General features: G+C 32.6%; 25 protein-coding genes and 5 tRNA genes. 5 read left to right on the plus strand and 25 right to left on the minus strand.

Features of this window, described 5'->3' with window-relative positions; genetic code table 11:
* Positions 1 to 66: 66 nt before the first annotated feature.
* Positions 67 to 1,290, minus strand: coding sequence for an ABC transporter permease EcsB (locus tag HMPREF2580_RS11770; RefSeq protein ID WP_070833349.1), 1,224 nt, complete (start codon positions 1,288 to 1,290; stop codon positions 67 to 69).
* Positions 1,283 to 2,023, minus strand: coding sequence for an ABC transporter ATP-binding protein EcsA (locus tag HMPREF2580_RS11775; RefSeq protein ID WP_070833352.1), 741 nt, complete (start codon positions 2,021 to 2,023; stop codon positions 1,283 to 1,285). The genes HMPREF2580_RS11770 and HMPREF2580_RS11775 overlap by 8 nt, the downstream gene beginning before the upstream one ends.
* Before the next feature lie 131 nt (positions 2,024 to 2,154).
* Between HMPREF2580_RS11775 and HMPREF2580_RS11780 the strand changes: the two genes are divergently transcribed.
* The 4 genes from HMPREF2580_RS11780 (at position 2,155) to HMPREF2580_RS11795 (ending at position 4,984) form a co-directional block, all read left to right on the plus strand.
* Positions 2,155 to 2,577: an HIT family protein gene (locus tag HMPREF2580_RS11780; RefSeq protein WP_002443538.1), complete on the plus strand. Its 423-nt coding sequence runs from the start codon at positions 2,155 to 2,157 to the stop codon at positions 2,575 to 2,577.
* 79 nt (positions 2,578 to 2,656) lie between these two features.
* Positions 2,657 to 3,028, plus strand: coding sequence for a YtxH domain-containing protein (locus HMPREF2580_RS11785; protein WP_070833355.1), 372 nt, complete (start codon positions 2,657 to 2,659; stop codon positions 3,026 to 3,028).
* A 187-nt stretch (positions 3,029 to 3,215) separates the two neighbouring features.
* Positions 3,216 to 3,785 (plus strand): DUF3267 domain-containing protein, encoded by a 570-nt coding sequence (locus tag HMPREF2580_RS11790; RefSeq protein ID WP_002443541.1) that lies wholly within the window; start codon positions 3,216 to 3,218, stop codon positions 3,783 to 3,785.
* A gap of 203 nt (positions 3,786 to 3,988) precedes the next feature.
* The gene (locus HMPREF2580_RS11795; protein WP_070833357.1) at positions 3,989 to 4,984 is read left to right on the plus strand and encodes a peptidylprolyl isomerase PrsA; all 996 of its coding nucleotides are present in this window, start codon (positions 3,989 to 3,991) and stop codon (positions 4,982 to 4,984) included.
* A 144-nt stretch (positions 4,985 to 5,128) separates the two neighbouring features.
* Here the strand turns inward: HMPREF2580_RS11795 and HMPREF2580_RS11800 are convergent, their stop codons facing one another.
* The 9 genes from HMPREF2580_RS11800 to HMPREF2580_RS11840 all read right to left on the minus strand — a co-directional run bounded on the left by HMPREF2580_RS11800 (position 5,129) and on the right by HMPREF2580_RS11840 (position 15,131).
* Positions 5,129 to 5,233: a type I toxin-antitoxin system Fst family toxin gene (locus HMPREF2580_RS11800; RefSeq protein ID WP_037541522.1), complete on the minus strand. Its 105-nt coding sequence runs from the start codon at positions 5,231 to 5,233 to the stop codon at positions 5,129 to 5,131.
* A gap of 202 nt (positions 5,234 to 5,435) precedes the next feature.
* Positions 5,436 to 6,377, minus strand: coding sequence for a 3'-5' exoribonuclease YhaM (yhaM, locus tag HMPREF2580_RS11805; protein WP_002443545.1), 942 nt, complete (start codon positions 6,375 to 6,377; stop codon positions 5,436 to 5,438).
* The gene (locus HMPREF2580_RS11810; protein ID WP_070833358.1) at positions 6,377 to 9,313 is read right to left on the minus strand and encodes an ATP-binding protein; all 2,937 of its coding nucleotides are present in this window, start codon (positions 9,311 to 9,313) and stop codon (positions 6,377 to 6,379) included. The genes yhaM and HMPREF2580_RS11810 overlap by 1 nt, the downstream gene beginning before the upstream one ends.
* Entirely contained in the window at positions 9,303 to 10,499 is a 1,197-nt protein-coding gene (locus HMPREF2580_RS11815; RefSeq protein ID WP_070833359.1) for a metallophosphoesterase family protein, read from the minus strand. The genes HMPREF2580_RS11810 and HMPREF2580_RS11815 overlap by 11 nt, the downstream gene beginning before the upstream one ends.
* A 384-nt stretch (positions 10,500 to 10,883) precedes the next feature.
* The gene (locus HMPREF2580_RS11820) at positions 10,884 to 11,228 is read right to left on the minus strand and encodes a YlbF/YmcA family competence regulator (protein ID WP_002443551.1); all 345 of its coding nucleotides are present in this window, start codon (positions 11,226 to 11,228) and stop codon (positions 10,884 to 10,886) included.
* A 71-nt stretch (positions 11,229 to 11,299) separates the two neighbouring features.
* On the minus strand, positions 11,300 to 12,430 hold the full coding sequence (locus HMPREF2580_RS11825) for a DUF445 domain-containing protein (protein ID WP_070833362.1): 1,131 nt from the start codon (positions 12,428 to 12,430) through the stop codon (positions 11,300 to 11,302).
* A gap of 229 nt (positions 12,431 to 12,659) precedes the next feature.
* Positions 12,660 to 13,124 (minus strand): XRE family transcriptional regulator XdrA, encoded by a 465-nt coding sequence (locus HMPREF2580_RS11830; protein ID WP_002443555.1) that lies wholly within the window; start codon positions 13,122 to 13,124, stop codon positions 12,660 to 12,662.
* Positions 13,125 to 13,376: 252 nt separating this feature from the next.
* The gene (locus HMPREF2580_RS11835) at positions 13,377 to 14,000 is read right to left on the minus strand and encodes a response regulator (protein WP_070833365.1); all 624 of its coding nucleotides are present in this window, start codon (positions 13,998 to 14,000) and stop codon (positions 13,377 to 13,379) included.
* 18 nt (positions 14,001 to 14,018) lie between these two features.
* Complete coding sequence (locus tag HMPREF2580_RS11840) at positions 14,019 to 15,131, minus strand: GAF domain-containing sensor histidine kinase (protein ID WP_070833368.1); 1,113 nt, start codon at positions 15,129 to 15,131, stop codon at positions 14,019 to 14,021.
* Between the two features lie 178 nt (positions 15,132 to 15,309).
* Here HMPREF2580_RS11840 and HMPREF2580_RS11845 point away from each other — a divergent pair, with 178 nt between their 5' ends.
* Positions 15,310 to 16,137, plus strand: a complete 828-nt coding sequence (locus HMPREF2580_RS11845; RefSeq protein WP_070833371.1) for an RluA family pseudouridine synthase — start codon at positions 15,310 to 15,312, stop codon at positions 16,135 to 16,137.
* A gap of 99 nt (positions 16,138 to 16,236) precedes the next feature.
* Here the strand turns inward: HMPREF2580_RS11845 and fumC are convergent, their stop codons facing one another.
* From fumC to HMPREF2580_RS11910, 14 genes are all read right to left on the minus strand, one after another.
* The gene (fumC, locus tag HMPREF2580_RS11850) at positions 16,237 to 17,622 is read right to left on the minus strand and encodes a class II fumarate hydratase (protein WP_070833372.1); all 1,386 of its coding nucleotides are present in this window, start codon (positions 17,620 to 17,622) and stop codon (positions 16,237 to 16,239) included.
* Between the two features lie 152 nt (positions 17,623 to 17,774).
* Positions 17,775 to 18,173, minus strand: a complete 399-nt coding sequence (locus HMPREF2580_RS11855) for a hypothetical protein (protein WP_070833374.1) — start codon at positions 18,171 to 18,173, stop codon at positions 17,775 to 17,777.
* A 237-nt stretch (positions 18,174 to 18,410) separates the two neighbouring features.
* On the minus strand, positions 18,411 to 18,590 hold the full coding sequence (locus tag HMPREF2580_RS11860; RefSeq protein ID WP_002443566.1) for an SAS053 family DNA gyrase inhibitor: 180 nt from the start codon (positions 18,588 to 18,590) through the stop codon (positions 18,411 to 18,413).
* Positions 18,591 to 18,614: 24 nt separating this feature from the next.
* Positions 18,615 to 19,214, minus strand: a complete 600-nt coding sequence (locus tag HMPREF2580_RS11865) for a 6-phosphogluconolactonase (protein ID WP_070833377.1) — start codon at positions 19,212 to 19,214, stop codon at positions 18,615 to 18,617.
* Between the two features lie 179 nt (positions 19,215 to 19,393).
* Complete coding sequence (gene trmL, locus HMPREF2580_RS11870; protein ID WP_070833381.1) at positions 19,394 to 19,864, minus strand: tRNA (uridine(34)/cytosine(34)/5-carboxymethylaminomethyluridine(34)-2'-O)-methyltransferase TrmL; 471 nt, start codon at positions 19,862 to 19,864, stop codon at positions 19,394 to 19,396.
* Between the two features lie 2 nt (positions 19,865 to 19,866).
* Positions 19,867 to 20,994: a tRNA epoxyqueuosine(34) reductase QueG gene (gene queG / locus HMPREF2580_RS11875; protein WP_070833384.1), complete on the minus strand. Its 1,128-nt coding sequence runs from the start codon at positions 20,992 to 20,994 to the stop codon at positions 19,867 to 19,869.
* Between the two features lie 159 nt (positions 20,995 to 21,153).
* Positions 21,154 to 21,876 carry an amino acid ABC transporter ATP-binding protein gene (locus HMPREF2580_RS11880; protein WP_070833387.1) on the minus strand — a complete coding sequence of 241 codons (723 nt, stop codon included), beginning with the start codon at positions 21,874 to 21,876 and terminating at the stop codon, positions 21,154 to 21,156.
* Positions 21,869 to 23,326, minus strand: a complete 1,458-nt coding sequence (locus HMPREF2580_RS11885) for an ABC transporter substrate-binding protein/permease (protein WP_070833389.1) — start codon at positions 23,324 to 23,326, stop codon at positions 21,869 to 21,871. Before HMPREF2580_RS11885 ends, HMPREF2580_RS11880 begins: the two co-directional genes overlap by 8 nt.
* Positions 23,327 to 23,468: 142 nt before the next feature.
* Positions 23,469 to 24,527, minus strand: coding sequence for a PTS sugar transporter subunit IIC (locus HMPREF2580_RS11890; protein WP_070833392.1), 1,059 nt, complete (start codon positions 24,525 to 24,527; stop codon positions 23,469 to 23,471).
* Between the two features lie 404 nt (positions 24,528 to 24,931).
* Positions 24,932 to 25,015: transfer RNA gene (locus tag HMPREF2580_RS11895), tRNA-Leu, on the minus strand.
* A 40-nt stretch (positions 25,016 to 25,055) separates the two neighbouring features.
* Positions 25,056 to 25,130: transfer RNA gene (locus HMPREF2580_RS11900), tRNA-Gly, on the minus strand.
* Positions 25,131 to 25,146: 16 nt separating this feature from the next.
* A tRNA-Gly gene (locus HMPREF2580_RS11905) sits at positions 25,147 to 25,221 on the minus strand.
* Positions 25,222 to 25,239: 18 nt separating this feature from the next.
* Positions 25,240 to 25,314 (minus strand) — tRNA-Gly (locus HMPREF2580_RS12370).
* A 10-nt stretch (positions 25,315 to 25,324) separates the two neighbouring features.
* A tRNA-Cys gene (locus tag HMPREF2580_RS11910) sits at positions 25,325 to 25,398 on the minus strand.
* Between the last annotated feature and the right edge of the window lie 35 nt (positions 25,399 to 25,433).

Consider the following 25,433-nt stretch of genomic DNA (forward strand, 5'->3'; position numbering starts at 1 on the left):
CTGCAGGCGTGTCGCCATCAATACTTCGCTTATCTTTAAAAAATGGGCTTGTTGCCCAAACTTTTTTTAATCTCTTAATAGTGTTTCTTGGTATTTCAGTTTCTTCACAGTACTTCTAATCGTTAACCACCCTACTATAAAGAATACGATTGCGAAAAAGAATAATGCAGGATGTTTAATCACGAATGCAATGGTAAATATCGTTCCTACTATGATCATCAGACGATATAAAAATTGTTCATATCCTTTAATCACTTTTGTATCAGATACTGGCCACACTTGAGGCCATAATCCATAAGCTTGTTGTGTATAAAACTGAGACATTTGTAATAAGGTAATATACATAAATAAGCTTCCTATTATTATAGAAACGAAAGGATTAGATAGCCATATCATTAGCACTAAAGCAATGATGACTAATCTCAGAATGATACTAAACGCATCTCTCCCTCTCACAAAGCTTCTCACAAATAAGAATAAGTACATACGATTCTCATTAAACTTCTTACCTTTAGGTTTAGAAAGTAAGAAATCTAAATAACTTCTTCGTACTGCAGTTGCTCTTAAATGTTTCACATCCGTAAACATATTTACGAATTTATAATAATTTGTGTGATGTTGTTGCTCAATCGCTATCATTTTTTCCCATGGATACAATTGCTTTTTGCTTTTCATTTTCAAAATAAAGAAAAGACCAACTAAAATAAGAATAAAAATAATCGCGAAATAATTATGAAATCTTAAAGTTAAATAATACGTTAAAGCAAATAATACAAATAAAGTTAAATTAACGGACCACGTCGATAATTTCAATTTCAACCATTGCCACTTAACCAATAAGCCTATATAAGGAAATATTAAGGCACTTATAGCAAATGCAATGTAAAATCCAAAATGATGGTTATTTAATTTATAAAAAAGTGGAAATAGCACAATAATAAGTATGATTTGCAAGAAAATTCTAGCACTATAGCTATAAATTAAACTTACTTTCATATAATCTTTCATATGCTTTTCAAATGGTAATAGAAAAATTCTATCGGCGTCTTTCAATAATGTACGTATTGGAAATAATGATATAAAGGCTACTACTATACTTGAGAATAAAGCATAATCAATGTGTTTAGGAATGTGCTGTAGCCATTCACCATAACCAAAAATAAACGCGCCTAATAAAATAAGTAAAAACACAGTAAAGTGACCGTTAAATATAAATTTATTATAATAGCTTTTTTCTTTACGAATCGCCTTGTATCTTTTATTGAACAAGGTTAATGCTTCATTAGTCATAGGCATTGCCACCTTGTGTCACATGGATATAGATGTCATCTAACGACTGCTCTTTTAATCCTGTTTGTTCGCGCAATTCTTCAAGATTGCCGAATGCCACTACTTTTCCATGGTCTAAAATAATAAATCGATCACAATAGCGCTCTGCAGTAGCTAATATATGTGTACTCATTAAAACTGTGCGATTTTCATTTTTCTTTTCTACCATTAAATCAAGCATGGATTGTATTCCTAATGGGTCTAAACCTAAAAATGGTTCATCAATGATATATAATTCAGGATCGACGATAAATGCACAGATAATCATTACCTTTTGCTTCATACCTTTAGAAAAGTGACTAGGAAACACTTTTAATTCATTTTCTAAACGAAAAACCTTTAATAACGGTTCTGCACGTCGCATAGCTTCTTCTCTACTTAAGTGATAAGCCATTGCTGTCATTTCAATATGCTCTTCTAGTGTCAATTCTTCATATATCACTGGTGCTTCTGGTATATAAGATAATTTTCTTCTATAAACTTCAATATCATCATTAATATTTGTATCTGAAATGGATAAAGATCCTTCCATAGGATTCAGTAATCCTAGCATGTGTTTAATCGTTGTGCTTTTACCTGCTCCGTTGAGACCAATTAAGCCAACGATTTCGCCTTTATTCAATTCAAAATTAATATCTTTAATCACAGGTCGTTTGCCATATCCCCCTATAAGATGTTCAACTTTTACTGTCATAAGGCACCTCCATGCCAACTATTGTACCAAAAAAAGTGCTCTAAACCTAAAATTAGCATTGCTATGATGTTGTTTTATATGTAGGAATGCTATAATAATGACTATCACATGTTATAGAGGAGTGTCGTGCTATGTCAGAAACTATTTTCAGTAAAATTATTTCTGGAGAGATTCCAAGTTTTAAAATTTATGAAAATGATTACGTTTATGCCTTTCTTGATATTTCACAAGTGACTAAAGGTCATACATTATTGGTACCAAAAAAGGCTTCAGCAAATATTTATGAGACAGATGAAGAAACAATGAAACATATTGGCGTAGCTTTACCAAAAGTAGCAAATGCGATTAAAGCTGCTTTTAACCCGGATGGCTTAAATATCATACAAAATAATGGAGAATTTGCAGATCAATCTGTCTTCCATTTACACTTCCATCTTATTCCAAGATATGAGAATGATATAGATGGCTTTGGTTATAAATGGGAAACTCATGAAGATACAATTGATGATGAGGCTAAAAAAGAAATCGCTAAACAAATTCAAGCACAATTTTAATAATTATGCATATTCCTTGTTATACTGGGTATGATAAAAATAATACAATTATCCGACATATAAAGTGAGGAGAATAAGAATGAAAGTCACAAGAATATTATTTGGCTTAGGTGTAGGTGCTGCAGCTGGATTTGCAGTCGCTTTAAGAAACCGTGACGACCATAGTGTAAAACATAATACGATTGATGCTAGCCAACCCACTGGTGCACAATCAGAACTTGAACGTGAAATTGAGAATATGAAACAAACATTTAACGATATTCTTAATTATGGTTCACAAATCAAAAATGAAAGCGTTGAATATGGTAGTTCAATTGGTGATGAATTTAAAGACTTAATTGGTAACTTTAAATCAGACATCAATCCTAATATCGAAAAACTACAATCACATATCGAAAATTTACAAAATCGCGGAGAAGACATTAGTAATGCTTTCTCAAAAGATAAATAATTAAATTATTGTGAGCTATGGGTCGAGCCCATAGCTTTTTTATTTTCAACTATAATAACGCGTATAAACACGAATGATATTTAAGCGCCCTCTTTTTATCAATGTCTATACTTATAAGGCCTTGACTATTCTCATAAAGACGTAGATAATACGTAACGAACATTAACATAGAGATGAGGATTAAATTATGTTTTTATGTACTCGACAAATTGATATTCATGCGAGATTCGGTATTCAGAGAATCACATTTATAAGTATTGTAGCTACAATCATCACTTTTTTAGTCAGTTACGAGATCATGTATTATTTCTCTAACACACCACTCTCTGACAAACACTTTCTGATTTTATTATTATTTATCGTACTCATGTACCCTATTCATAAAGTGATGCATTTAGTTTTCTTTTTACCATTTTATAAATCGTTTAGAGTTCATAAATTAGTAAATAAAAAGTGGCTTCCATATTTTAATACATATGTGAATACACCTATCCATAAAATTTATTATTGTATTAATTTAATTTTACCCATTATTGTATTATCTGGCATATTCATATTATTGAGTATTCATTTCCCACAGTATGGTCATTACTTCATGTTCTTACTTTCGTTAAATATTGGGTTCTCAATGATGGATATTTTATATTTAAAAATATTACTGTTTTCTAATGATGGTCATTATGTCGAAGAACATCAGTCAGGGCTTCATATTTTAAATAAAGTAAATAATCCTCGTGCCACTAGAACATCTCTTTAAAAAGTATTTAAACATTCATTTGTGAATTTATATTGAATTTTCATAAATATAAACATAGTATTCAATTTAGAACATTATAAAATTTAGTTCATTCTTCCCCTTTCCTAGTCATACTATAGTCCTAGGAAGGGGGTTTCTAATTGGTAGTCATTCAATAATATGTTATATTTACGATGATTAATACATAAAGGAGCTATCAACTTATGAAATTAATGAATAAAATTATTGTTCCCGTGACTGCTAGTGCACTGTTACTGGGTGCTTGTGGTTCAAACGCAACTGAATCTAAAGACAACACGCTTATTTCTTCTAAAGCAGGTGATGTAAAAGTTGCTGACGTAATGAAGAAAATTGGTAAAGAGCAAATTGCGAATACTTCATTCAATATCGTTTTAAACAAAATCTTAGCAGATAAATATAAGGATAAAGTGAATACTAAAGATGTTGATGAAGATATTAAAAAAGAAGAAAAGCAATATGGTGGTAAAGATCAATTTGAAAGTATGCTTAAACAACAAGGTATGTCACTAGATGATTATAAAGAACAGAAAAAACTTTCTGCCTACCAAAAACAATTACTTCTAGATAAAGTAAAAGTTTCTGATAAAGAAATTAAAGATGACTCTAAGAAAGCTTCTCATATTTTAATAAAAGTAAAATCAAAATCTAGCGATAAAGAAGGCTTATCTGATAAGAAAGCTAAAGAAAAAGCTGAAAAAATCCAAAAAGAAGTAGAAAAAAATCCTAGCAAGTTTGGTGAAATAGCTAAGAAAGAATCAATGGATAGTTCTTCAGCTAAGAAAGATGGTTCATTAGGTTATGTCATTAAAGGTCAAATGGTAGATAGCTTCGAAAAAGCGCTATTTAAATTAAAAGAAGGACAAGTTTCTAAAGTAGTTAAAACAGACTACGGTTACCATATTATCAAAGCAGATAAAGAAACAGACTTTAATAAAGAGAAATCTAATCTTAAAGAAAAAATTATTGAACAAAAAGTACAGAAAAAACCTAAATTATTAACTGATGCTTACAAAGACTTACTAGATGATTACAAAGTTGATTATAAAGATAGAGATATTAAAAAAGCTGTAGAAGATTCTATCTTAGACCCAGATAAAATCAAACAACAACAACAGCAGCAACAATCATCTCAAGGTGGCGCGTCAGGCTCTTCTGGTTTAACAAGCAGTGCTTCTTAAAACTTATTATGGTTTAAACTTTTGCATTTAAGCGTTAAAGTGTTATACTATAGTTAACAAAGATATCAAGCGTATATGCACCAAATCCCCTCACTATGCCAGTAGTGAGGGGATTTTTTTGGTGTGGCTATTCTTGTGTGTCGCCTATTTGCGTTTACCGTTGCGGTTGCGTAGCCAATGCGCAAATAATGCAACGATACAACCACTTGTTGCTGTGGTCATGATGTGTACAAAGATATCAAAAAGCATATATGCACCTCCTTCCCTTGTCATATTGACGCCTGAGAAGAGAAGATAGGCGACTTATATATTATAACATTGAACTTTCTTGGATTAAATTTGAAATAAAAAAAGTGCAAAGCTTCTTTTCTATGTCAATAATGATTTAGTCACAAAATTGATGTGAATTCGTACCATTATTCATAGGAAAGCTTTGCACTTCTACTTCTAATTAATCTAAACTTGTTGGATTGTAAAATTGTCTATTTTCCAAACCAAAAATTCTTTCAGTAAATTGCCCTTTGTCTGTTTTCTTGAAGGCTTTCTCAAACATGTTCATTTTAGCATCGATATTATCAATAAAGAACAAAATTTCAGCTTCTTTTAAATGTGGTAATTTAGGTGATCCAAATTCCATTTTACCGTGATGCGCTAAAATCATATGTCTTAACAACATCACCTCTTCACCTTCTATACCTAATTCTTTAGCTGATTCAGCTACTTCATCACTAGCGATAGAAATATGTCCAAGCAAATTACCTTCAACTGTATAAGTTGTTGCAACAGGACCACTTAATTCTCTTACCTTTCCTAAGTCATGTAAAATAATCGCACTGTATAATAAGCTTCTATTCAACAACGGATATATATCACAAATCGACTTAGCTACACGTAACATTGTTAACACGTGATAACTTAAACCGCTCGCAAAGTTATGATGATGTGAACTTGCAGCAGGATACGTAAAGAAACTATCTTGATATTTCTTTATTAAATGTCGTGTAATGCGCTGTAAACTTGCGTTTTCAATTTCTAACATAAAATGAGAGAGCTCTTCTTGAATTTCCCCGGGTGTCATAGGTGCGCCATCAACAAAATCTTTCGTCGATAAGTTATCTTCTGGTTTCGCTAAGCGCACCTGATTCACTTTCATTTGTTTACGACCACGATAATTAATCACATCACCTTTAACGTGAACAATTTCCTCAGGTTTTAATGTTTGCATATCTTCTTTGGTCGCAGTCCATAATTTAGCTTCTATATCACCACTTTTATCTTGAAGGTAAAGCGTCATATAGTCCTTACCTTGTGCAGTTACACCTTGTGTTGCACGGTGAATCAAGAAAAAGTGATCAACTGAATCGCCGGGATTTAAATTCTCTACATTTCTCATTATTTCCCGCCTTCCTCTAGTTTATTTAAAATAATCATTTCTTTAGATGGAATCATATTATCTTTAGTGCAAGTGAAATAAAGCACTTGATAATTTTTAGATAAATCTCTTAAATAATTTAACATTCTTTCTTTTCTATGTTTATCAAAATGAACGAATGCATCATCGACAATAATTGGGAAAGGATAATACGGTTTTAAAACTTTAATTAAACTAATTCTTAAAGCAACATATAACAACTCTTTAGTAGATTGACTTAATTCCATTGGTTCAAATACTTGTCCGTTGGCATGTTTAACGCGAATCGTATCATCTTCTGAATAATTGATCATCGTATAAGCATTATTAGTTAAGTACTTAAATATTGAAATTGCTTCATTAATAACTTGAGGTAAACGCTTATCTTTAATTTGTTTAATATGTTCCTCTACTAAGTTTTGTAGATAACTTAAGCTTGCCCAATCTTTCGCAATATCGTTGAGTCTATTTTTCAAGCTATAATATTCATGTCTTAAATGCGCTAATGTTGTATCTGTTTCCATATGATTAATTTGAGCATTTAAATCACTTACCTCAGCTTGCATCTCGAGATATTGATCATTATAATCATCAACTTGTCTAGCTAAAGTACTATCTTCCTCATCTAATTGAGCTGTTGTTTTTTCACTTAATTTTGAGCTCATTTCGTATGAATAGTTTTGATTCTCAAGATATTTTGTTAAATCATTAAAACGATTTAAATTATTATGATACGTTTCATAGTCTTGATGATGCTTATAATAGCTTTCTTCATCTTCAACACTCACATGATTAAATAATTCCTTAATGACACTGTTGTTTTCATTTAAACGCGTTTTAAGTTGTTTAAGTTCACTTGAGAGTAATTGTGTCTCATCTTGATTTTTACGCCAACTATCGTTATTTTCTTCAGCGTTTTTCAACCACTGTTTAACATCATGGAAGAATGACATTTTATTAAAATAAGTAAAATGAGATTGTGTAACATCTTCAGCATGTTGGTAAAATTGGTCGATTTCACTAACTAGTTGTGTGCGCTTCTGATTTAACGCTTGTACGTATTTATCATGTGATTTAATATTCCCCATTGTCGTAATGCTATCGACAATAAGTTCATCAGAAATCTTAGGAGATAAATGTAACTCTTCTTTTACTTTATCGATACTTTCAGTTAATGAATGAAGACGATGTTGTGCTTCGTTCATCGTTTGATTTAAATAGTTATGTTTTTCATCTAACATTTCTTTAGTTTTAATAGCATTTTGCCATTGTTCACGAATACGATGCTGATGATCTAAATCAAATTCTAAATCATAGTTGCTTTCAAGCTGATCGAGTTGATTCTCTAAGTCATTAATTTCTTGAGCCATTGCTGTACTGTAATCAACATCTTTAGTTTTTGATAGGAAAATACCTACAATAAAGATGACAGTCAAAATTGCAAAAATAATACCAAATATCATATTTGCTGTTACAAATGAAAAGACAGTAAGTGCCGCACCAATCAGTGCTAGTACTATAAATGAAATTCTCAATAGTTTCTGACGTTGATTTTTACGAACCTGTTCTTCTTCAAATGATTCTTTTAATTTTTCATATAAATTCTCTTTTTCATGAAGTTCCAACACTTGTTGTGCGTATTCTTTTTTCTTCTCAAATGTTTCTTCAGGGACTAAATCATTTTCAAGTTGATCGAGCTCGTTGGTATTGGAATTACGTTCAATTTTATTATCTTCAATGCCACGCTCTAATTGTAAAATATAGGCACTTTGTTCTTGCTTACCTCTAATTTGTTCACTTACATGACTTTTCATTGCTTCAGAACTGTCCACTTCGTGATGAGGCTCATTCCATCCTATATTTGCTTGTAGACTGTCCTTCTCTCGCTGTTTGTCGGAAATATCTTTTTCAATTGAACGTAGTTCATATTCTTTTTGTTTAATTTCCTCTTCTTGTTGATACAGTCCATTAAACGCATCGATATCTTTCTGCTCTACAGGATGAATGCTTTCAGCGTCTTTATTTAATTGCGCTAAACGTTCCTCTCTAAGACCAATATCTCTTTCTAGTGACTGCTTATGAGACTTCGCAGTTTCATATCGATCTATGCCCTTTTCAGGAAAATGGATAGGCTGAATATTAAGCACTTGTTCTAAATCTTTCCATTCTTGAGTTTGATCATGAAGTGCCACTTCTTTTTGTTTAGCTTCATGCATCTTAGACAACTGATTTAAGTTTTGTTTCAAATGCTCTAAACGACGTGAGGATTTGTCTTTTTCATCTACTAATCGATGATACGTATCTAATTTACTCTCTTCTTCACGTATTTGACTTTCAAGTTGTTTAAGTTGTTCTATCTGCTGATTAATAATTGGATTCTTGCCTGATTTCTTGTATAACTCGTCCTTTTTATGACCAATTGTGTCTCTCATACTTGTGAATTCAGTAGTTCCAAGTGCACCCGCTTGTAATAAATAATCTTGTAATTGCTTTTCATCGAGATTTCTGTGTATGTCTTGCAGACCTAATACATTAAATGAGAATATACCTTGATATGTCTTTTTAGAAATATAATTTAATTTCTTATTAAGCCAAGCCTCATCACGCACTGTACCGTCAGCGAGATATACCTTAACATCGCCTTGTGCACTACCTTTGATTCTTTCTACTTCAGCTTCTATACCATCATCAAATATTAAGGCTAACTTTCCACCGTATTGATTACCTAAACGTGGCTCAAGTCTAGGCTCTTTAGACTTTTTAGTAGGGAAACCAAACAAAATAGAATGGATAAATGCTTGTACAGTTGATTTACCTGCTTCATTTTCACCAAAAATTTCAGTGAATCCTTTATTAAAATTGATTTTACGCTGAACAAATTGACCATATCCATATATTTCAAGCGATTTAATTATCATTTTGTTCACCTCTCAACTCATCTTTTAACAGACTTTCCGCATGATTGACTAATTCAGTTCTATCAAATTCTGTATAATCATCTAAGAATTTTGAAGCTCTTGGATTAAGATACAAGTCACTCATAGCAGAATTAAATACTGACGCATCTTCTAATAAATCAGAAGAAAATTCATTCACAAGAGGTGATTCATCATTTTGAACATATTGAATATTTAAATCCTCTATGAATACGAATTGATTTTCATTTTCTTCAAATTCTGTAATCATTTCTTTCACTTGGATAAGATCTTGAGGGGCAATGGTATCTTCACTATTAACCAAAACCTTTAATCGATAGAACGCTTTACCCTCAGGTCTTACCTTGTCTTTGAATGATTGAATGTCCTCATATAAACCTTGTTTAGATGTATGATCTGTATTGATCGTGGCCTCTTCAAATTTAATATACTGTGTAGGATAAAATTCTGTAGTCAATTTGAGATGGTCACCCTCTATGAGCAAACATCCTTTTTCTCCTAGCTCGTTGAAATGTCTACCTTGGATATTACCTGGATAGTTAATCACAGGCATATCACTTAATTGTTCACGTTCATGAATGTGTCCTAACGCCCAATAATGATAGAGGCGACTATTTAAATCTTCTAATCGGAATTCAGTATAGCGATTATTTATAGACGATTTGCTATAAGTGCCATGTAGAACGCCGATATGTATTCCTTTTTGTCCTTGACTTGAAGGATAAGAATCAATTTTATTTTCATAACTCGTATCATTCTGATAACTAAATCCATGTATAAAAATAGTTTCCCCGTCTTTAGTGATGGCTTGATAGGTTTCTACTTGATTCGAAAATACAGAAACGTTGTTAGGCCAATTTGCAGATATTTTTGAAGTCAAAGGATCGTGGTTCCCATGACATACGTAGACAAATATTTGCTCTTTACGCAATCTTTCAAATTGTTCCTTAAGGAAGACTTCCGCACGGAGCGTACGATTCTCATTATCAAATAAATCACCCGCGATAATGATAAAATCTACTTCTTTTTGTAATGCTAAATCTACAATATTTTTAAAACTTTCATATGCACTTTTTTGAACATCTTCAAATATTTTAGGACTCAAATGACTTTTAGATTTGAAGGGACTGTCTAAGTGTAAGTCGGCACAGTGTATAAATTTAACCATAAGTTTAATTCTCCTTAGAAAAGCCGTAAAGTTAAACGATATAATGCAATTTGAATGTACTTCAATTATTGATAAAAATAAAAAAAGTTAGCATTAAGATAGATGAATGACAATAAATTAATAAACTATGTATCATGAAAAATAACTTTACTTTATATTTAATTATTTTACCATAACACTTAAAGTTCAGTCGACGACTAAGAGTATCATTCATCTGAAAATTAGGCGTCATATAATGGGATTGATTTGAATACGATATTTAACTCAAATGATGGTGCCTAATCATATGAAAAAAGCCTTAGAAAGATTATAATCATAACCTTTCTAAGGCAAATATTAAGTCTAGAAGTTATATCTTCTAAACTAAATCTAAAGACTTATCAATTAGTCAGCGTAAATTTCATCTAATGGTTTTACGATGATTTGATTGATTTCTTGGAATACTTGGCTCATTTTTTGCTCAGCATTCATTAATTCAGAGATATTTTCATCTTTTTCGATTTCTTGAGCTTGTTCTTGAGCTTTTTGTAAGTCTTCTTCAGGAATTTCTTCACCTTGCATTTGTTTTTGTTGGAAACTGATTTGAGTTTCACGGAATTCATCAAATAATTTTTTTGATTCTTCGTTTTCTTTAACTTTTGCAAATGCATCTTTAATCGCTTTATATTCGTCACTGTCTCTTAAAGCTTGTTCTAATTGATTTGCATAATCATATAAATTTACTGCCATAGTTCATTGCACTCCTTTGAGTTAATTTGTGTTTTAACCACTCACAAATAACTTTAACATATATGTCACCGTTAGACAAAGATTGCAATCACACCTTGGAATAAACCGATAATACCTCCAAGAATAAAACCTAATGACATAATTAATTTTAATTCTTTATTGGCAATTTCTATAATTAAATTTTCAATATAATCTAATTCGAACGTGTTAATTTGATCTTCGATGAGTTGTCGTAAATTAATCTTTTGCATAATTTTTGTAAGATGTTGAGAAATATTATGCACAATGACAGATGTTATTTTAGTTGCTGCTTCATTTTCCAAATAACCAATCAATTGAGGTGCTAATTCGCTTATAGGTATTCGTACTTTATCATTCAAATTCATATACGATAAAACAAGTTCACTTGTTGACTTGGAAATATTTTCAAATTGTTCTTTATCAATTAATTCAATTAATGTTTTATTCTTTAGCGTCTCATATTCGTTTCGAATCACTTGATTAATAATCGTACGCGCTTTCGGATGTTGAGTAAGACGAATCAATTCATGCTGAATACGCTCCGCAATACTTTCCTTTGTCATAAACATTTGTAGAAGACCTACTATTTTCCCCTTTTCCTGGAAAAAGGTATCCAGCATATCATAAATATCATGCGCACCTTTATCTGAGTTTAAATAAACCTTTGCTCTTTCACATAATAAATCTGCTATATCTTCTACTTTATGGTCAGCTAATTGGATAAGTTCTTTGGGAAGCAAATGGTGTAGTGTTTCGTGTTGATGATTATAATAGAAGGCGTTCAATTGCCCTTCGATTGCGGGGCTCATCTTTCCATCTATCACTTCATGAATATTAATGTCAAAGTACTGTGCAAAATTTTCAATTTTTGCGTCTTTACCTTTGAGTTTATGAATTTGTGTAAGAACTAAATCATGAATCGCGTCTCTTGATTGAGGTTGGTTGAGTTTCTCGCGAATCATTTCCTCTGTAATTAAATGGTCTTCAATGACTTGGCCTATTTTATTCGCAATCTCATCTCGTCGTTTGGGGATTAATCCAGGTGTGAATGGGATTCGCATTTTAAAAATATAATATGGTTTAAATGGGTGGAATAACATTCGTATTGCGATAACATTTGTAATACCACCGATTAAAGCGCCAATAATGGCCATAAAAACAATAATTAAAAAGGCATGCATATCCTTGACTCCCTTGTATCAATTTAAAATGTGTTTCGATTATAACACCATTTAACCTTTCACTCGTGCTATTAAACTTTGACTTAAACTAAAATAGTAAAAATAAAACGATGAAATCAAAAGATTGAGTTCATCGTTACGTGTAAATATTATTATCATAGCGTTAATCTATCATTTTAATAAAGTGACTAAATCGTTTCTAGATTCTACTATCACTTTTCAAAGAGAATTAGATATGTACTAATTCTTCTTTAGCATTTCTATTGAAATATGTTTCTGCTTCTCTCATTTTAGAAGTACCGAAGATTGGTTGTTTATCAGCGTTTAACACACGGTAAATATTGCTCACTTTATTGCTTTGTAAAATAAAGCCATTACGTGTTTCGATTGTATTCCAATAAATATCGCTTGTTGTTGCATGATTTGGATACGCACAATGATTTCTTGAAATCGTTTGTACGATTTCTAAAGGATCACATCCAAATGTGCTATTTAATACATCTGAATCTCTAAATAATGCACAAATTGATACACATGTCGTCCAGTTAGGTAAAACTCTTTCTTTTTCAATTTGTACTAATGTTTTCTTTGAAAGGCCAATTGTTTGGGCCATTGTATCTTGCGTGTAACCCGCTTCAATACGAACCATTTTAAATTTTGTCTGAATTAAATCTGTGAAACTCTGTCTATCCATTCTATTTATCTACCTTTCTAATTGGAAATATTTTATCCGGACACAAGAAATTGCAATTATACACATTTCTTGAAACACAAATTACATCTTAATATATTTTTAATAAAAATAAAAGAGTGAATCGTGTTTTTCTACCTATTTTTATTAAAGGCAAAATTATCAAAATAATTAAATATTTACATTTAACGGTATCCGCTCAACTTTAATTTGAATTTTAAATTGAGTACTAATAAATTGAACTTTTTATGACAATTAAATTAATTTATTTTCCATCGCATAAATTGCTGCTTGTGTTCTATCCGTGACTTGCAACTTATTAAAGATATGACTGACGTGTGTTTTGATAGTCTTTTCCGAGACAAACAGGGTTTGAGCAATTTCTTTATTCGTCTTCCCTTTCACCATTTCTCTCAAGACCTCTACTTCGCGCTTGGATAATTTATTTGTAAAATGAGGTTTCTTAGATACAGCTTCGATTACATTTTTAGCTTCTGGGTGAATAATACGTTCACCATTTAAAACTTTATGTATCGTTTCAATAAGTTTCTGTGGTTCGACATCTTTCATCTCATACCCATCTGCGCCTTTATCGATGGCTGAAATCACATGTTCGTCATCCACGTAACTCGTTAATACTAATACTTTAATTTGTGGATATTGTTTTTTTAGTATTTCTGTAATCTCTATCCCGTTCATTTCCGGCATAACTAAGTCTAACAATACGATGTCAGGTTCTTCATTTTCCTTTAAAAATGATAAGAACGATTGTCCGTCAGAAAAGCCTTTGACTACTTCTAAATCTTCAACTGTTGAAAGTAAAAATTCTAATCCTTGTCGTACGATATGATGATCATCTACTAATACTACTTTATGCATAATGTTTCTCCTTTTTAATTACTTTAAAGGTATCCTAATTGATATCGACGTACCCTGTTGAGGCGTTGAATTGATGTCTATTTTACCATCCATCGCATGTGTACGTTGCTTAAGGTTCTTTAAACCATTAGATGTATTATCATTGATTAAGTTAAGGTCAAATCCCTTTCCTGAATCAACAATTTGAATGATTAAATGTGCTTTATCTTGTGTTAAATGCAAGAATACTTCATTGGTATCCGCATGCTTTCGAACATTATTCATTGCTTCTTGTATCATACGATAGACATTTTCTTCAATATAATTGGATAAATCAATCAGACCATCAACATGCACTTCTAAATCAAGATTTAAGACATGGCTATAGTTATTTAAAGCATGCACCAGCCCATGTTCTAACCCGACAGGTTTTAACTGCCATATCAGTGCTCTCATTTCATTCACAGCATTTTGACTTGTTTCTTCAATTGTTTTAAAGGCCTTTTTAGAGAATTCATCTTCAGTCATACCTTGAGCTGCATGGGCAGTTAATTTTAATGAGAATAACATCTGATTGACCGAATCGTGAAGATCACGTGCTAACCTATTCCTTTCATTAATTTTAGCCGCCTCTTTCTCTCTATCCGTAAGTAAAATACGTTTAATTGCAGAACCGATTTGAAATGCTACGGACTCCAGTAATTCTAAATCTTCTTCACTATAATGTTGTTTGTTCGAAGAAGCGACATTAAGTAGTCCAAATTGTTCTTCACCGGAACGAAGAGGCACAGTTGCATGATGCGTAATACCTTCCGTTTCTTCATGATATGCACGATTTGCTAAATTAATTCTCGAACAATTGATGATATTAGAAGCCTTCGTTAGCTTCCTATTATGATATGCCTGTACACACCAACAGCTTCCTTCTGTCATATAATGGCACTCTTTTTTCGATAATGCACCAGGGAGGTCAACTGCTGATACAAGTTCATGCTCACCTTCCTGATTGATGAAGAATATCCATCCCGTAGTGAAGTCACTACCATCTATCAGTGAACGTAACCCCCCATGCATCATGCTATACATTTCAGTTTCCTCATTAAGAAACTCTGCTATTTCCTTTAGCAATGCGAGTCTAGTTGGCTTCTCCATTTTATCGCCCCAATACTTTATCCATATTATTTACATTATACATGGGTTCGCTTTATTTTAAAAATAGAGTTAAATACATCATTGAAAAGTGTTTGAGGATTCATTTTTCAAAAAATAATCATGATATAGAGAATAAATAATTTGTGATATGATGATATAGAAACTATAGGAGGATATTATGAAATTTACGATACCTGAACAATATAATGAATATACGTTAAGAGAGATATTTCAACAATTGAAACTTCCTAAGAAGGATTTACATCAGCTGAATATGTCAAAAGAGATAAAAATCAATGAGCAACAAGCTAAATTAACTGACAAAGTTGTCACTGGGGACGAAGTCATTGTGCCTACACCAGAAGAAAAAAGTAATTATTTACCTAGTTATCGTTACGCACAAATCTATTATGAAGATGATGATTTAGCCATCGTTATGAAACCTAAAGGTGTTAAAACGCATCCTAATGATTTAAAAGAAAGTAACACTTTAATGAATCACATTATTTATACGATAGATAGTGACTATGTTGAGCCAATCCATCGTCTTGACCAAGAAACAGTGGGTTTACTTATCGTAGCAAAGAATCCTATCATGAAGAAAATATTGGATAGAATGTTAGAAGATAATCAAATTACGCGTGTCTATAAAGCGAATGTAAAAGCATTGTTGCCTATTAAACCACAAACGATAGATATGCCTATTGGTAAGGATAAATTTCATCCTAATAAACGCAGAATTTCAAATACTGGCCAACGTGCGATTACACATATCTTAAGTTCTCAAATGATTAAAGAAGGTGTCTGTCAACTTGATATTAAATTAGACACGGGGCGTACACACCAGATACGTGTACACTTGGCTGAAATAGGTCATCCTGTCATTGGTGACCCTCTGTATGGCGATTCTACATTACGTCAATTAGAATTAAACAGTCATCAAATCGAATTCATTCATCCACTTACACGCGAACTGATTTCAGTAAGTTTAGATGATAAGAAATAGTTGAGGATTGAAACTCGATACCAAAATAAAAGCAAAGAAGGAACATTAGACAAATTATAAATGTCTAATGTTCCTTTACTTTAGTTATTTAAATAAATTTTAGTGAGGATCAACCATATCTTCTGGTTTAATCCATTCTTCAAATTGTTCTTCTGTCACATAGCCACTATTAATAGCTGATTCTTTTAATGTTAAACCTTCTTTGTGAGCTTTTTTAGCAATTTGAGCTGCTTTTTCATAACCAATATGAGGGTTAAGTGCAGTCACTAACATTAATGATTGATTTAAGTAATTATTAATGTTCTCTTCGATTGGCTCAATACCTACAGCACAATTATCATTAAACGTTTGCATACCGTCAGCTAATAAATAAATTGATTGTAGCGTATTATGAAGAATAACTGGTTTAAACACGTTCAGTTCAAAGTTACCTTGTGAACTTGCGAAACCTACAGCAGTATCATTACCCATCACTTGTACTGCTACCATCGTTAACATTTCACATTGAGTAGGATTAACTTTACCCGGCATGATAGATGAGCCTGGTTCATTTTCAGGAATAGAAATTTCAGCTAAACCAGCACGTGGACCTGAAGCTAACCATCTCACATCATTAGCTATTTTCATTAAATCGCCAGCTAAAGCTTTAAGTGTGCCATGTAATTGAACAACCTCATCATGGGCTGTCAATGCATGGAATTTATTTTCAGATGAAACAAATGGATAACCTGTATTATCTGAGATGAATTTTGCAACTTTATTACCAAATTCTGGATGCGCGTTAATACCTGTACCTACAGCCGTTCCACCGATAGCTAAGCTAAGGATATGTTTTTTAGATTCGCTTAGCAATTCTTCACATTTGTCTAACATGTAGCGCCAACCGCTGATTTCTTGGCCTAATTTAATTGGTGTCGCATCTTGTAAATGTGTACGTCCAATTTTAATGATTGATTGATATTGGTCTTCTTTTTCTTTTAATGTATCACGTAAGTTTTTAAGTGCTGGTTCTAATTTTGTTTCAACTTCATGATATAAAGCGACATGCATAGCTGTAGGAAATGTATCATTAGAACTTTGTGATTTATTAACATCATCATTTGGATGAATTGATTCATCACTATGATGTTCTTTTAAGTATTCATTTGCTACGTAGCTGACAACCTCATTCACATTCATGTTACTTTGTGTACCACTACCTGTTTGCCAAACGACTAATGGGAAGTGTTCATCTAACTCTCCCTTTAAAATACGGTCGCAAGCATATACGATTGCGTCTTTCTTTTCATCACTTAACTTACCAAGTTCATGATTGGCTAACGCAGCACCTCTTTTTAATTGTGCAAACCCATAAACGACTTCAATTGGCATACGTTCTTTACCTACTGGAAAGTTACGTTTACTTCTTTCAGTTTGAGCACCCCAATATTTATCTCCAGGTACTTCAATTTCTCCAAAAGTATCATGTTCAATTCTGACTGACATACATTTCTCTCCCCTTATTGTCTTTATTTATTTGTAGTATAGCACTATTTAATTTAGATGGGCAACGATGAGGTGAAACGTTTACATAATAAAAATGACCCTAATTACTTTGCTTATCTACTAAAATAATTAAGGTCTCAACTATGTGAAATTTAAGAATGTTTATATTTAGTTTTAGTCGCTTGAACAATCGCAATTGCTAATAATATGAATAATATGGCGCTTATTACTATTGTAATAGGACTTATTTGGACTAAAAATCCTAAAATGCCAGTAAGCCGGCTATAAAAATCATTCAAGGTATAAATCAGTATACCTGTAATTGCTAAACAACAAATGACGCTAATGATTACACCAGATTGATTACTTTTAATAAACGTATGTGCACTCACGTCATCTACTAATCCTTTAGAGAGATTAAGTTGTAATTGCACAATTTTAAAAAGTAAGGGTAAGTATAGTGCTCCTAAAGCAAGAGGAAAGCCTTTTACAGAGATTAAACTTATAATCACAGTCGCTATCATTAAATGTATCCAATATTTTCCTAGCATATTTTAAATCTCCTTGTGTTAATCACTATTAAGTATGATATCACAATTGTGATTGATGAGGGAGATAAGCATGGTACAAAGTTGATTGGTGACATAAATTTTCAAAAATAAACAAACTGAGATGCATTTAATGATCTCAGTTTCCTTAAACATTTTGGCCAGTAAATAGCTGAATTGAAAGTGTGCTTATAACAAGCTTCTTACAATTCTAGCCATCCTTCTTGCCCCATTATTAAATTATTTATCTTGTAGGTCGGAACGTACGTCTTCGTCATGAGATTGATTCAGTTTGTCTTCATCATTCTCTTCTGAAATTTGTTCCATTTCTTTACCTAATTCTTTCAAATCATCTAAATCTGTCACCATTGCATTTTCTTCTTCATGATAATTCAATTTAGATTCTTGTTCTTTAGCCATTGTTTTCCCCCACAATCTCTATGGTTAGACAAAACGTGCTGTGAAGTACTCTTTAACGTCTTCAGGTAAACCTGCAGCCGCTTCTTTATCTAAGATAACATTAACCATACGATGTGCTTTTAAATCTGCTGGTTCATAACTAGATTTACCATTTTCACGATATAATTTCTCAATCACATCACGTTTATTGCTACCAGTGACTACTAAGAAGATTTCTCTAGCTTCCATTAAACCTTGTCGTACGCTAACATCTAATTTGCCACTTTCATCGATAGAAAGAACTTGAAGGATTAATTTCCCTTTGTTTTCTTTCGTTTTCATTTTATCTGAGATAAATTCAATTGCATCTTTTTCATAAGAGATTGAATAAACTTGACTTTCAGGTACTCCTAAAGCTTCAAAATAAGAGCGATTGTCGTCATAATCTAAGATATTGATTTGACTAAAGTCTACAGCGTGTGTATCAACGTTTTTCTTAAGTTCATCTAAAACAGGCGCTTGGTCCTTGTCTAAATGAAATCCTGCAATTGTTGTAGGATTGTTATTAAATTGTTTACGAATAATATCAGCAGCGTATTCTGCTACTCTTTCATTATTATCAAATACTTTAAAGTTCATTGCCATATTCATTACACTCCTCTAAGTTTGCTCTTTACATAGAATGATTGATATTAATTTCAAATATACCCTTTTGAGTTATTTGTCAAACCAAACTATTACGCTTTAATGTCAATTCTTCATGTTTAAATATAACATTTCTAACTACATTATTACATTCACTTTTATTTTTCCTGAAAATTAATTTATGAAAGATTTGGAAATTGTTGTTGTCTCAACGCCTCATAAATAAGTAATGCGGCTGTATTAGATAAGTTCAAAGATCTAATTTTATCACTCATAGGTATTCTTAATGCAGTATCTGCATATTTCTCTTTCACCCAATCAGGAAGACCAGTTGTTTCTCTACCGAAAATAAAATAATGTTCCTCTTCAGTATTTGAAAAATTAAAATCACTATAAGTTTGTTTTCCAAATTTAGTTAACAAGTAATAATTTCCTTCAGTACTTTCAAAGAACGCTTCAATACTTTCGTGATAAGTAATATTTACATGCTCCCAGTAATCTAAACCAGCCCTTTTTAACATCTTATCATCTGTACTAAATCCTAAAGGCTTAATAAGATGTAAATGTGTAAGTGTTCCTGCACACGTTCTAGCAATATTGCCTGTATTTGCAGGTATTTCTGGTTGGAATAAAACGATATGATTCGTCATAGTTAGTCTCTCCTCATTTCCAAGCCTTTTTTCATTTCAACTTGGACTTCCTCTATTTCTTTTTCAAAATTTTCATTTATAAAATGTCGTGCGTCTTCTCCTTGAATTTGTCCTATAGCCCAATAAGCAGTTCCTCTAATCATCGGTCTAGGATCATTAAAGGCGACTTCTTTAAGTTCAGGAATCGCATTTTCTTCTTTAAAATGCGCTAAGGCGATAATCGCATTTCGTTGAATTGGCTTTTTACCTCTCCAAGCGCCAGCTAAATGCCCGTAAGTATTTTTAAATTCTTTATTACTCATTTGAAGTAATGGGACCAATCGTGGCTTTAATATTTCTGGTTCAAGAACGATATCATCATGTTGCGTATTAATGCCTCTATTTTTTGGACATACTTGTTGGCAAGTATCACATCCATATAAACGATTGCCAATTTTATAACGATACTCATCCTTTAAATAGCCTTTCGTTTGAGTTAAAAAGCTAATACATTTTTGACTGTTTAATTGACCATTTCCCACTAAAGCACCAGTAGGACAACGGTCTACACATATCGTACAGTCCCCACAACTATCTAAAATAGGGTCATCAGGCTCAAAGGGTATGCTTACTAACATTTCTCCTAAATATGTCCATGTACCTAATTCAGGTGAGATAACAAAACCATTCCTGCCTACAAAACCTAACCCAGCTCTTTCAGCTACTGCCCTATCAGATAAAACACCAGTATCTACCATAGATTGTATTTCAACATTTGGCACTCGTTCTCTAAGAAATTCACTCAGTTTATCAAGTCTTTTCCGCATAATTGTATGGTAGTCTTGTCCCCAAGAAGCTCTGGCGAACATACCTCGTCTATCTCCTCTTACACTTTTAGGTGCACCCTTCAATTTATTCGGATAACCTACCGCAATAGCAATAATAGAACGCGCACTTGGTAAACTTAATTTAGGTTCAGTTCTTAAAGCTATATCGGACTCTTCAAATCCAGATGCGTACCCTCTGGAATGATAACTTTCTAATTTCTGTTTTAGCTCATCAAATGGATCTGCAGTTGTGAAACCTATACTATCAATACCTATAGAATGAGCATAGTCTATTATCTCTCTTTTTAACTGCTTGTAATCCACAGCTTTGCCCCCTCACAAAAAATTACATATGCCATTTTAACACATGTTCGCTTTTCATAGCGTTTTAGGGTTTTATTTTTTACAAAAAAGAGCAGAACCGAAATCAAATTCTCATAGAATGATTTCAAAATTCTGCCCTACTTAAAAAGTATTTAAATATTATAATACGCGTGATAAGAAGTTTTGTGTTCTTTCGTGTTGAGGGTGTTCAAATATATCAACTGGCGAGCCCGATTCGACAACCACACCATCAGCCATAAATACTACTTTATTACTGACTTCTTTAGCAAAGTTCATTTCATGCGTGACAATGACCATCGTCATACCGTCCTTGGCTAAATCTCTCATTACTTTCAATACATCACCAACAACTTCAGGGTCTAAAGCAGATGTTGGCTCATCAAATAAAAGCACGTCTGGCTTCATTGCTAAAGCTCTCGCAATCGCGACTCTCTGTTTTTGACCTCCAGATAATTGATTAGGATAAGCCTCTGCTTTGTCTTTTAATCCAACTTTGTCTAATAAATTTAAAGCTATTTCTTTAATTGTGCCTTGATTATCTTTATGTAAAAGCTTAGGAGCTAGCATGATATTTTCAATTACTTTTTTATGTGGAAATAAGTTAAAACTTTGGAAGACCATTCCCATTTTCTGTCTTAATTCGTCCAAATGAATGTCCTTTTCAGTTAAATCATTACCTTCAAAAATGACTTGCCCTTTTGTTGGCGTTTCGAGTAAATTCATACAACGTAGCAACGTACTTTTACCACTACCAGATGGCCCAATGATAGCTACAACTTCTCCTTGTTTCACTTCTAAATTAATATCTTTAAGTACTTCGTTATGTCCGAATGTTTTGTTTAAATTTTTAATTTTAATCACTAGCCTTCATTCTCCCTTCAACTAAACTCATGATGCGTGAAAGTGCAAACGTTAAAATAAAGTAAAGGACTGCGGCAATGAGTAAAGGCGTGAACGGATCGAATGAAATACCTTGCACAACTTGTGCATTAAACATAATCTCTCCAACACCAATTGTTGAAACGATTGAAGATTCTTTAATAAGCGTTACAAATTCGTTTCCTAAAGCAGGCAATATATTTTTGATTGCTTGTGGCATGACCACAAATTTCATTGTTTGACTATAATTTAAACCTAGACTTCTTGCTGCTTCTGTTTGTCCCTTATCAACTGCATTAATTCCTGCTCTTATAATCTCGGCAATATATGCTGATGAGTTTATCACAAGTGCAATGGTTCCGCATATAAGAGCTGACACATCTAGTCCTAACGCTGCAGTTGTTCCAAAGAAGACGATAAACACTTGAACTAGCATTGGTGTCCCTCTTAAGAATTCAATGTATATACTTGCTACCCAAGATAAAGGTTTAAATTTACTTAATTTCATTAAAGCAATCAATGCACCTAAGATTGAACCTAAAATGACCCCAATAGATGAAATGAGAATTGTATCTTTAATACCTTTAATAAAGAAACTTCCATATTTGGTAAAGAAGTTACCATCATCTTGCATATCTTCAGCAGCTTTATTCATATAACTATCAATTAAGTTTTTACTTTTAACTTCATCAATTGTTTGATTAAGATGTTTAAGTAACTCTGGAGAATCTTTTGGTAAAGCAATACACGTAGGTTTCTTTTCTTCATTAAATTTAACATCTGCAAAATCTAACTCAGGATTTTGTTTTAAATAAGCTTCGGCTACTGGTTTCTCAATAACGGTTCCGACAACCTTACCACTTTTCAATGCTAATATTGCATCAGGTAAACGACTTAAAGAAGAAATTTGACCATTATTGATTTCATTTTGAGCAATTTTCTCTTGTTCTGTCCCTTTCTGAGCTGCTATCTTTTTGCCTTCAAAGTCTTTTAAACTTTTGTATTGATTTTTTTCTGACTTTTTAACTAACATTGTATTATTTGTCATCATATATGGTTCTGTAAAATCAACTTCCTTTTTTCTTTCAGGCGTTGTTGTCATACCAGAAATGATGATGTCTATTTTTCCAGTTTTCAAAGCACCTAAGAGGCTATCAAATTGCATATTCACAATTTTTAATTTTAAGTGATTATCTTTTGCTATTTTCTTAGCTAACTCAATATCTACACCCGCATATTCAGTTTTGCCGTGGACTGTTTTCTCAAATTCTAAAGGTGCGTAATCTGCTGATAACCCCACTCTTATTTCTCCACGTTGTTTAATTTTGTTCCAATTTGAATCTTCTTTAGCACTAGCAATAGGATTTATGTATATCATTGCAGAGCTTATAAGTATAGCGATGACTATAATTATCTTGAAAGTTTTGTTCATACTTAATGAGCCCTCCTTAATAAATATACATTATTATACATTTTTATTTATTTTTATGCAATTCTTTTTCTGAAAATTAAGGCAAAAAAATAAGCAATGTCTCAACGTTTATGTTGAACACATTGCTTTCCAGCTCATCTTATTATTCTTTAGGTATTTCAAATTGGTAAATTTCATCACTATAAGAATGAATAAATTTCTTACATAAATGATGAACAATAAATGCTCCAGTAAAAGGCACGACAAAATATCCAATGATGAGCATGATGATATTAAAAGACGTGTCTCCTGACATACGATTAAGTGCATTAATTGGTCCGACTAAACCAGTATATCCAAACCCTGCTGATAAAGGCGTTCCTTTAATATTTAATACGTATGCTACAATACCGCAAATAATGCCATTCACAGTTAGAGGAATAGCGATAATGAGATGCTTTAAATAAACAGGTATCATCATCTTCGCAGCACCAATTAATAACACTAAGTTCACTCCAATCGAATTCACTCTCAAAGATCCGAATAAGAATGTGACACATGCGGCAACAATTCCCATATTCGCTGCCCCACTACCTAAACCAGTCAAACTAATTGCTGTAGCGATAGCCACTAGTGAAATTGGTGTAACCATTAATAATGAAAAAGTTACACATATCAGTATAGACATCAACAAAGGATTTAACTCGGTAAATCCATTCACAACTCTTCCAATTGATTGAGTAATCACTTGTACATACGGCAAAGTAAGTAACCCAATGACTCCACTTATGACTGGGACTAAAACTGGAAGAATAATCATTTCAAATGAACCGAGCTTTCCTTCTAAGAACATGTAAATAAAACAAGCTAATGCAACTACTACAATAACATTGATGATATCTCCAATACCTTTTAATTCAATTCCTTTATTACTAAAATGAACAGCACCGGAACCAAGCATTGCTGACGTACCAATGATTGCTGCACCAGCACCTTTAAATTTAAATTGATGTGCAGCTAATACACCAATAATAAATGCCATAAATGACTGAATAACAATGACAAGCTGATATACAGTTTCTAATAAATGGTTCCCTTCCTTAAAGAACTTTAATAATTCTCCTAATAAAGCATTAGGCAAAAGCGCAATGACAACTCCAGCACCTACAGCATTTAATATATTATTTAAAAAAGACTTTCCATTAACATGCGAATTACTCATTCTGAATCCTCCAAATATCACATTAGATTAATAGTATTATAGATAAACCAGATAAACAATAACTAATTATTGAAACTGTATATTGAGAATTATATAAATGTTGAGATAGTAAGCCCTTTTCCTTCTGAAAGGTAGAATTATAGAATTTATTCAAGCAAGCCCAATGAGTTAAAGAAATTTGTCATTATTTCAACTTGTGAAGAATTTGAGGTTAAAATAATAAACTACTAGTGATTATTTCAGTGACCAAACCAGTGACCAAATATCATTTTAATTCTATTGTTTTGTGACCACGATGTGACCAAAAAATAATGCCTATATGTGTCTAAATGAATAAAAAAAGAGTGAAAACGTTGATTTAACAACATTCTCACTCTAAAAGTTCCTAAAAGTATATAAAATAATACCGGTGGTCGGGATCGAACCGACACTCCAAAAAAGGAACGGGATTTTGAGTCCCGCGCGTCTGCCAATTCCGCCACACCGGCTCAATAGATAAATAAAAAACTTCCCTCTGGAAGTATACTATGGAGCGGAAGATAGGACTTGCACCTATACCTCGTTCCGGGAAGGAACGTGTTCTAAAAGTTGAACTACTCCCGCTTAATATAAAATTTAATGGAGCGGAAGATAGGACTTGCACCTATATCTCATTCCGGGAAGGAATGTGTTCTGAGAGTTGAACTACTCCCGCTTAATATAAAATATTTGATGGAGCGGAAGATAGGACTTACACCTATATCTCATTCCGGGAAGGAATGTGTTCTAAGAGTTGAACTACTCCCGCATAATTAACATGGAGGCGGCAACCGGATTTGAACCGGTGATAAAGGTTTTGCAGACCTCTGCCTTACCACTTGGCTATGCCGCCAATAACTGGGCTAGCTGGATTCGAACCAGCGCGTG

It is taken from the genome of Staphylococcus sp. HMSC036D05, assembly GCF_001836225.1.
GTDB lineage: Bacteria > Bacillota > Bacilli > Staphylococcales > Staphylococcaceae > Staphylococcus > Staphylococcus caprae.

Excerpts from the sequence above, each read along its gene's own strand:
- HMPREF2580_RS11800 (WP_037541522.1), bottom strand. The coding sequence starts at position 5,233 with ATGCTTTTTGATATCTTTGTACACATCATGACCACAGCAACAAGTGGT.
- fumC (WP_070833372.1), bottom strand. The coding sequence starts at position 17,622 with ATGTCAGTCAGAATTGAACATGATACTTTTGGAGAAATTGAAGTACCT.
- HMPREF2580_RS11835 (WP_070833365.1), bottom strand. The coding sequence starts at position 14,000 with ATGCATAAAGTAGTATTAGTAGATGATCATCATATCGTACGACAAGGA.
- HMPREF2580_RS11790 (WP_002443541.1), top strand. The coding sequence starts at position 3,216 with ATGTTTTTATGTACTCGACAAATTGATATTCATGCGAGATTCGGTATT.
- HMPREF2580_RS11770 (WP_070833349.1), bottom strand. The coding sequence starts at position 1,290 with ATGACTAATGAAGCATTAACCTTGTTCAATAAAAGATACAAGGCGATT.
- HMPREF2580_RS11840 (WP_070833368.1), bottom strand. The coding sequence starts at position 15,131 with ATGGAGAAGCCAACTAGACTCGCATTGCTAAAGGAAATAGCAGAGTTT.
- HMPREF2580_RS11810 (WP_070833358.1), bottom strand. The coding sequence starts at position 9,313 with ATGATAATTAAATCGCTTGAAATATATGGATATGGTCAATTTGTTCAG.
- HMPREF2580_RS11830 (WP_002443555.1), bottom strand. The coding sequence starts at position 13,124 with ATGGATAGACAGAGTTTCACAGATTTAATTCAGACAAAATTTAAAATG.
- HMPREF2580_RS11885 (WP_070833389.1), bottom strand. The coding sequence starts at position 23,326 with ATGAACAAAACTTTCAAGATAATTATAGTCATCGCTATACTTATAAGC.
- HMPREF2580_RS11795 (WP_070833357.1), top strand. The coding sequence starts at position 3,989 with ATGAAATTAATGAATAAAATTATTGTTCCCGTGACTGCTAGTGCACTG.
- HMPREF2580_RS11775 (WP_070833352.1), bottom strand. The coding sequence starts at position 2,023 with ATGACAGTAAAAGTTGAACATCTTATAGGGGGATATGGCAAACGACCT.
- HMPREF2580_RS11845 (WP_070833371.1), top strand. The coding sequence starts at position 15,310 with ATGAAATTTACGATACCTGAACAATATAATGAATATACGTTAAGAGAG.
- HMPREF2580_RS11825 (WP_070833362.1), bottom strand. The coding sequence starts at position 12,430 with ATGCATGCCTTTTTAATTATTGTTTTTATGGCCATTATTGGCGCTTTA.
- trmL (WP_070833381.1), bottom strand. The coding sequence starts at position 19,864 with ATGACGAATCATATCGTTTTATTCCAACCAGAAATACCTGCAAATACA.
- HMPREF2580_RS11860 (WP_002443566.1), bottom strand. The coding sequence starts at position 18,590 with ATGGCTAAAGAACAAGAATCTAAATTGAATTATCATGAAGAAGAAAAT.
- HMPREF2580_RS11820 (WP_002443551.1), bottom strand. The coding sequence starts at position 11,228 with ATGGCAGTAAATTTATATGATTATGCAAATCAATTAGAACAAGCTTTA.
- HMPREF2580_RS11815 (WP_070833359.1), bottom strand. The coding sequence starts at position 10,499 with ATGGTTAAATTTATACACTGTGCCGACTTACACTTAGACAGTCCCTTC.
- HMPREF2580_RS11890 (WP_070833392.1), bottom strand. The coding sequence starts at position 24,527 with ATGAGTAATTCGCATGTTAATGGAAAGTCTTTTTTAAATAATATATTA.
- HMPREF2580_RS11780 (WP_002443538.1), top strand. The coding sequence starts at position 2,155 with ATGTCAGAAACTATTTTCAGTAAAATTATTTCTGGAGAGATTCCAAGT.
- yhaM (WP_002443545.1), bottom strand. The coding sequence starts at position 6,377 with ATGAGAAATGTAGAGAATTTAAATCCCGGCGATTCAGTTGATCACTTT.
- HMPREF2580_RS11785 (WP_070833355.1), top strand. The coding sequence starts at position 2,657 with ATGAAAGTCACAAGAATATTATTTGGCTTAGGTGTAGGTGCTGCAGCT.
- HMPREF2580_RS11865 (WP_070833377.1), bottom strand. The coding sequence starts at position 19,214 with ATGGCAATGAACTTTAAAGTATTTGATAATAATGAAAGAGTAGCAGAA.
- HMPREF2580_RS11855 (WP_070833374.1), bottom strand. The coding sequence starts at position 18,173 with ATGCTAGGAAAATATTGGATACATTTAATGATAGCGACTGTGATTATA.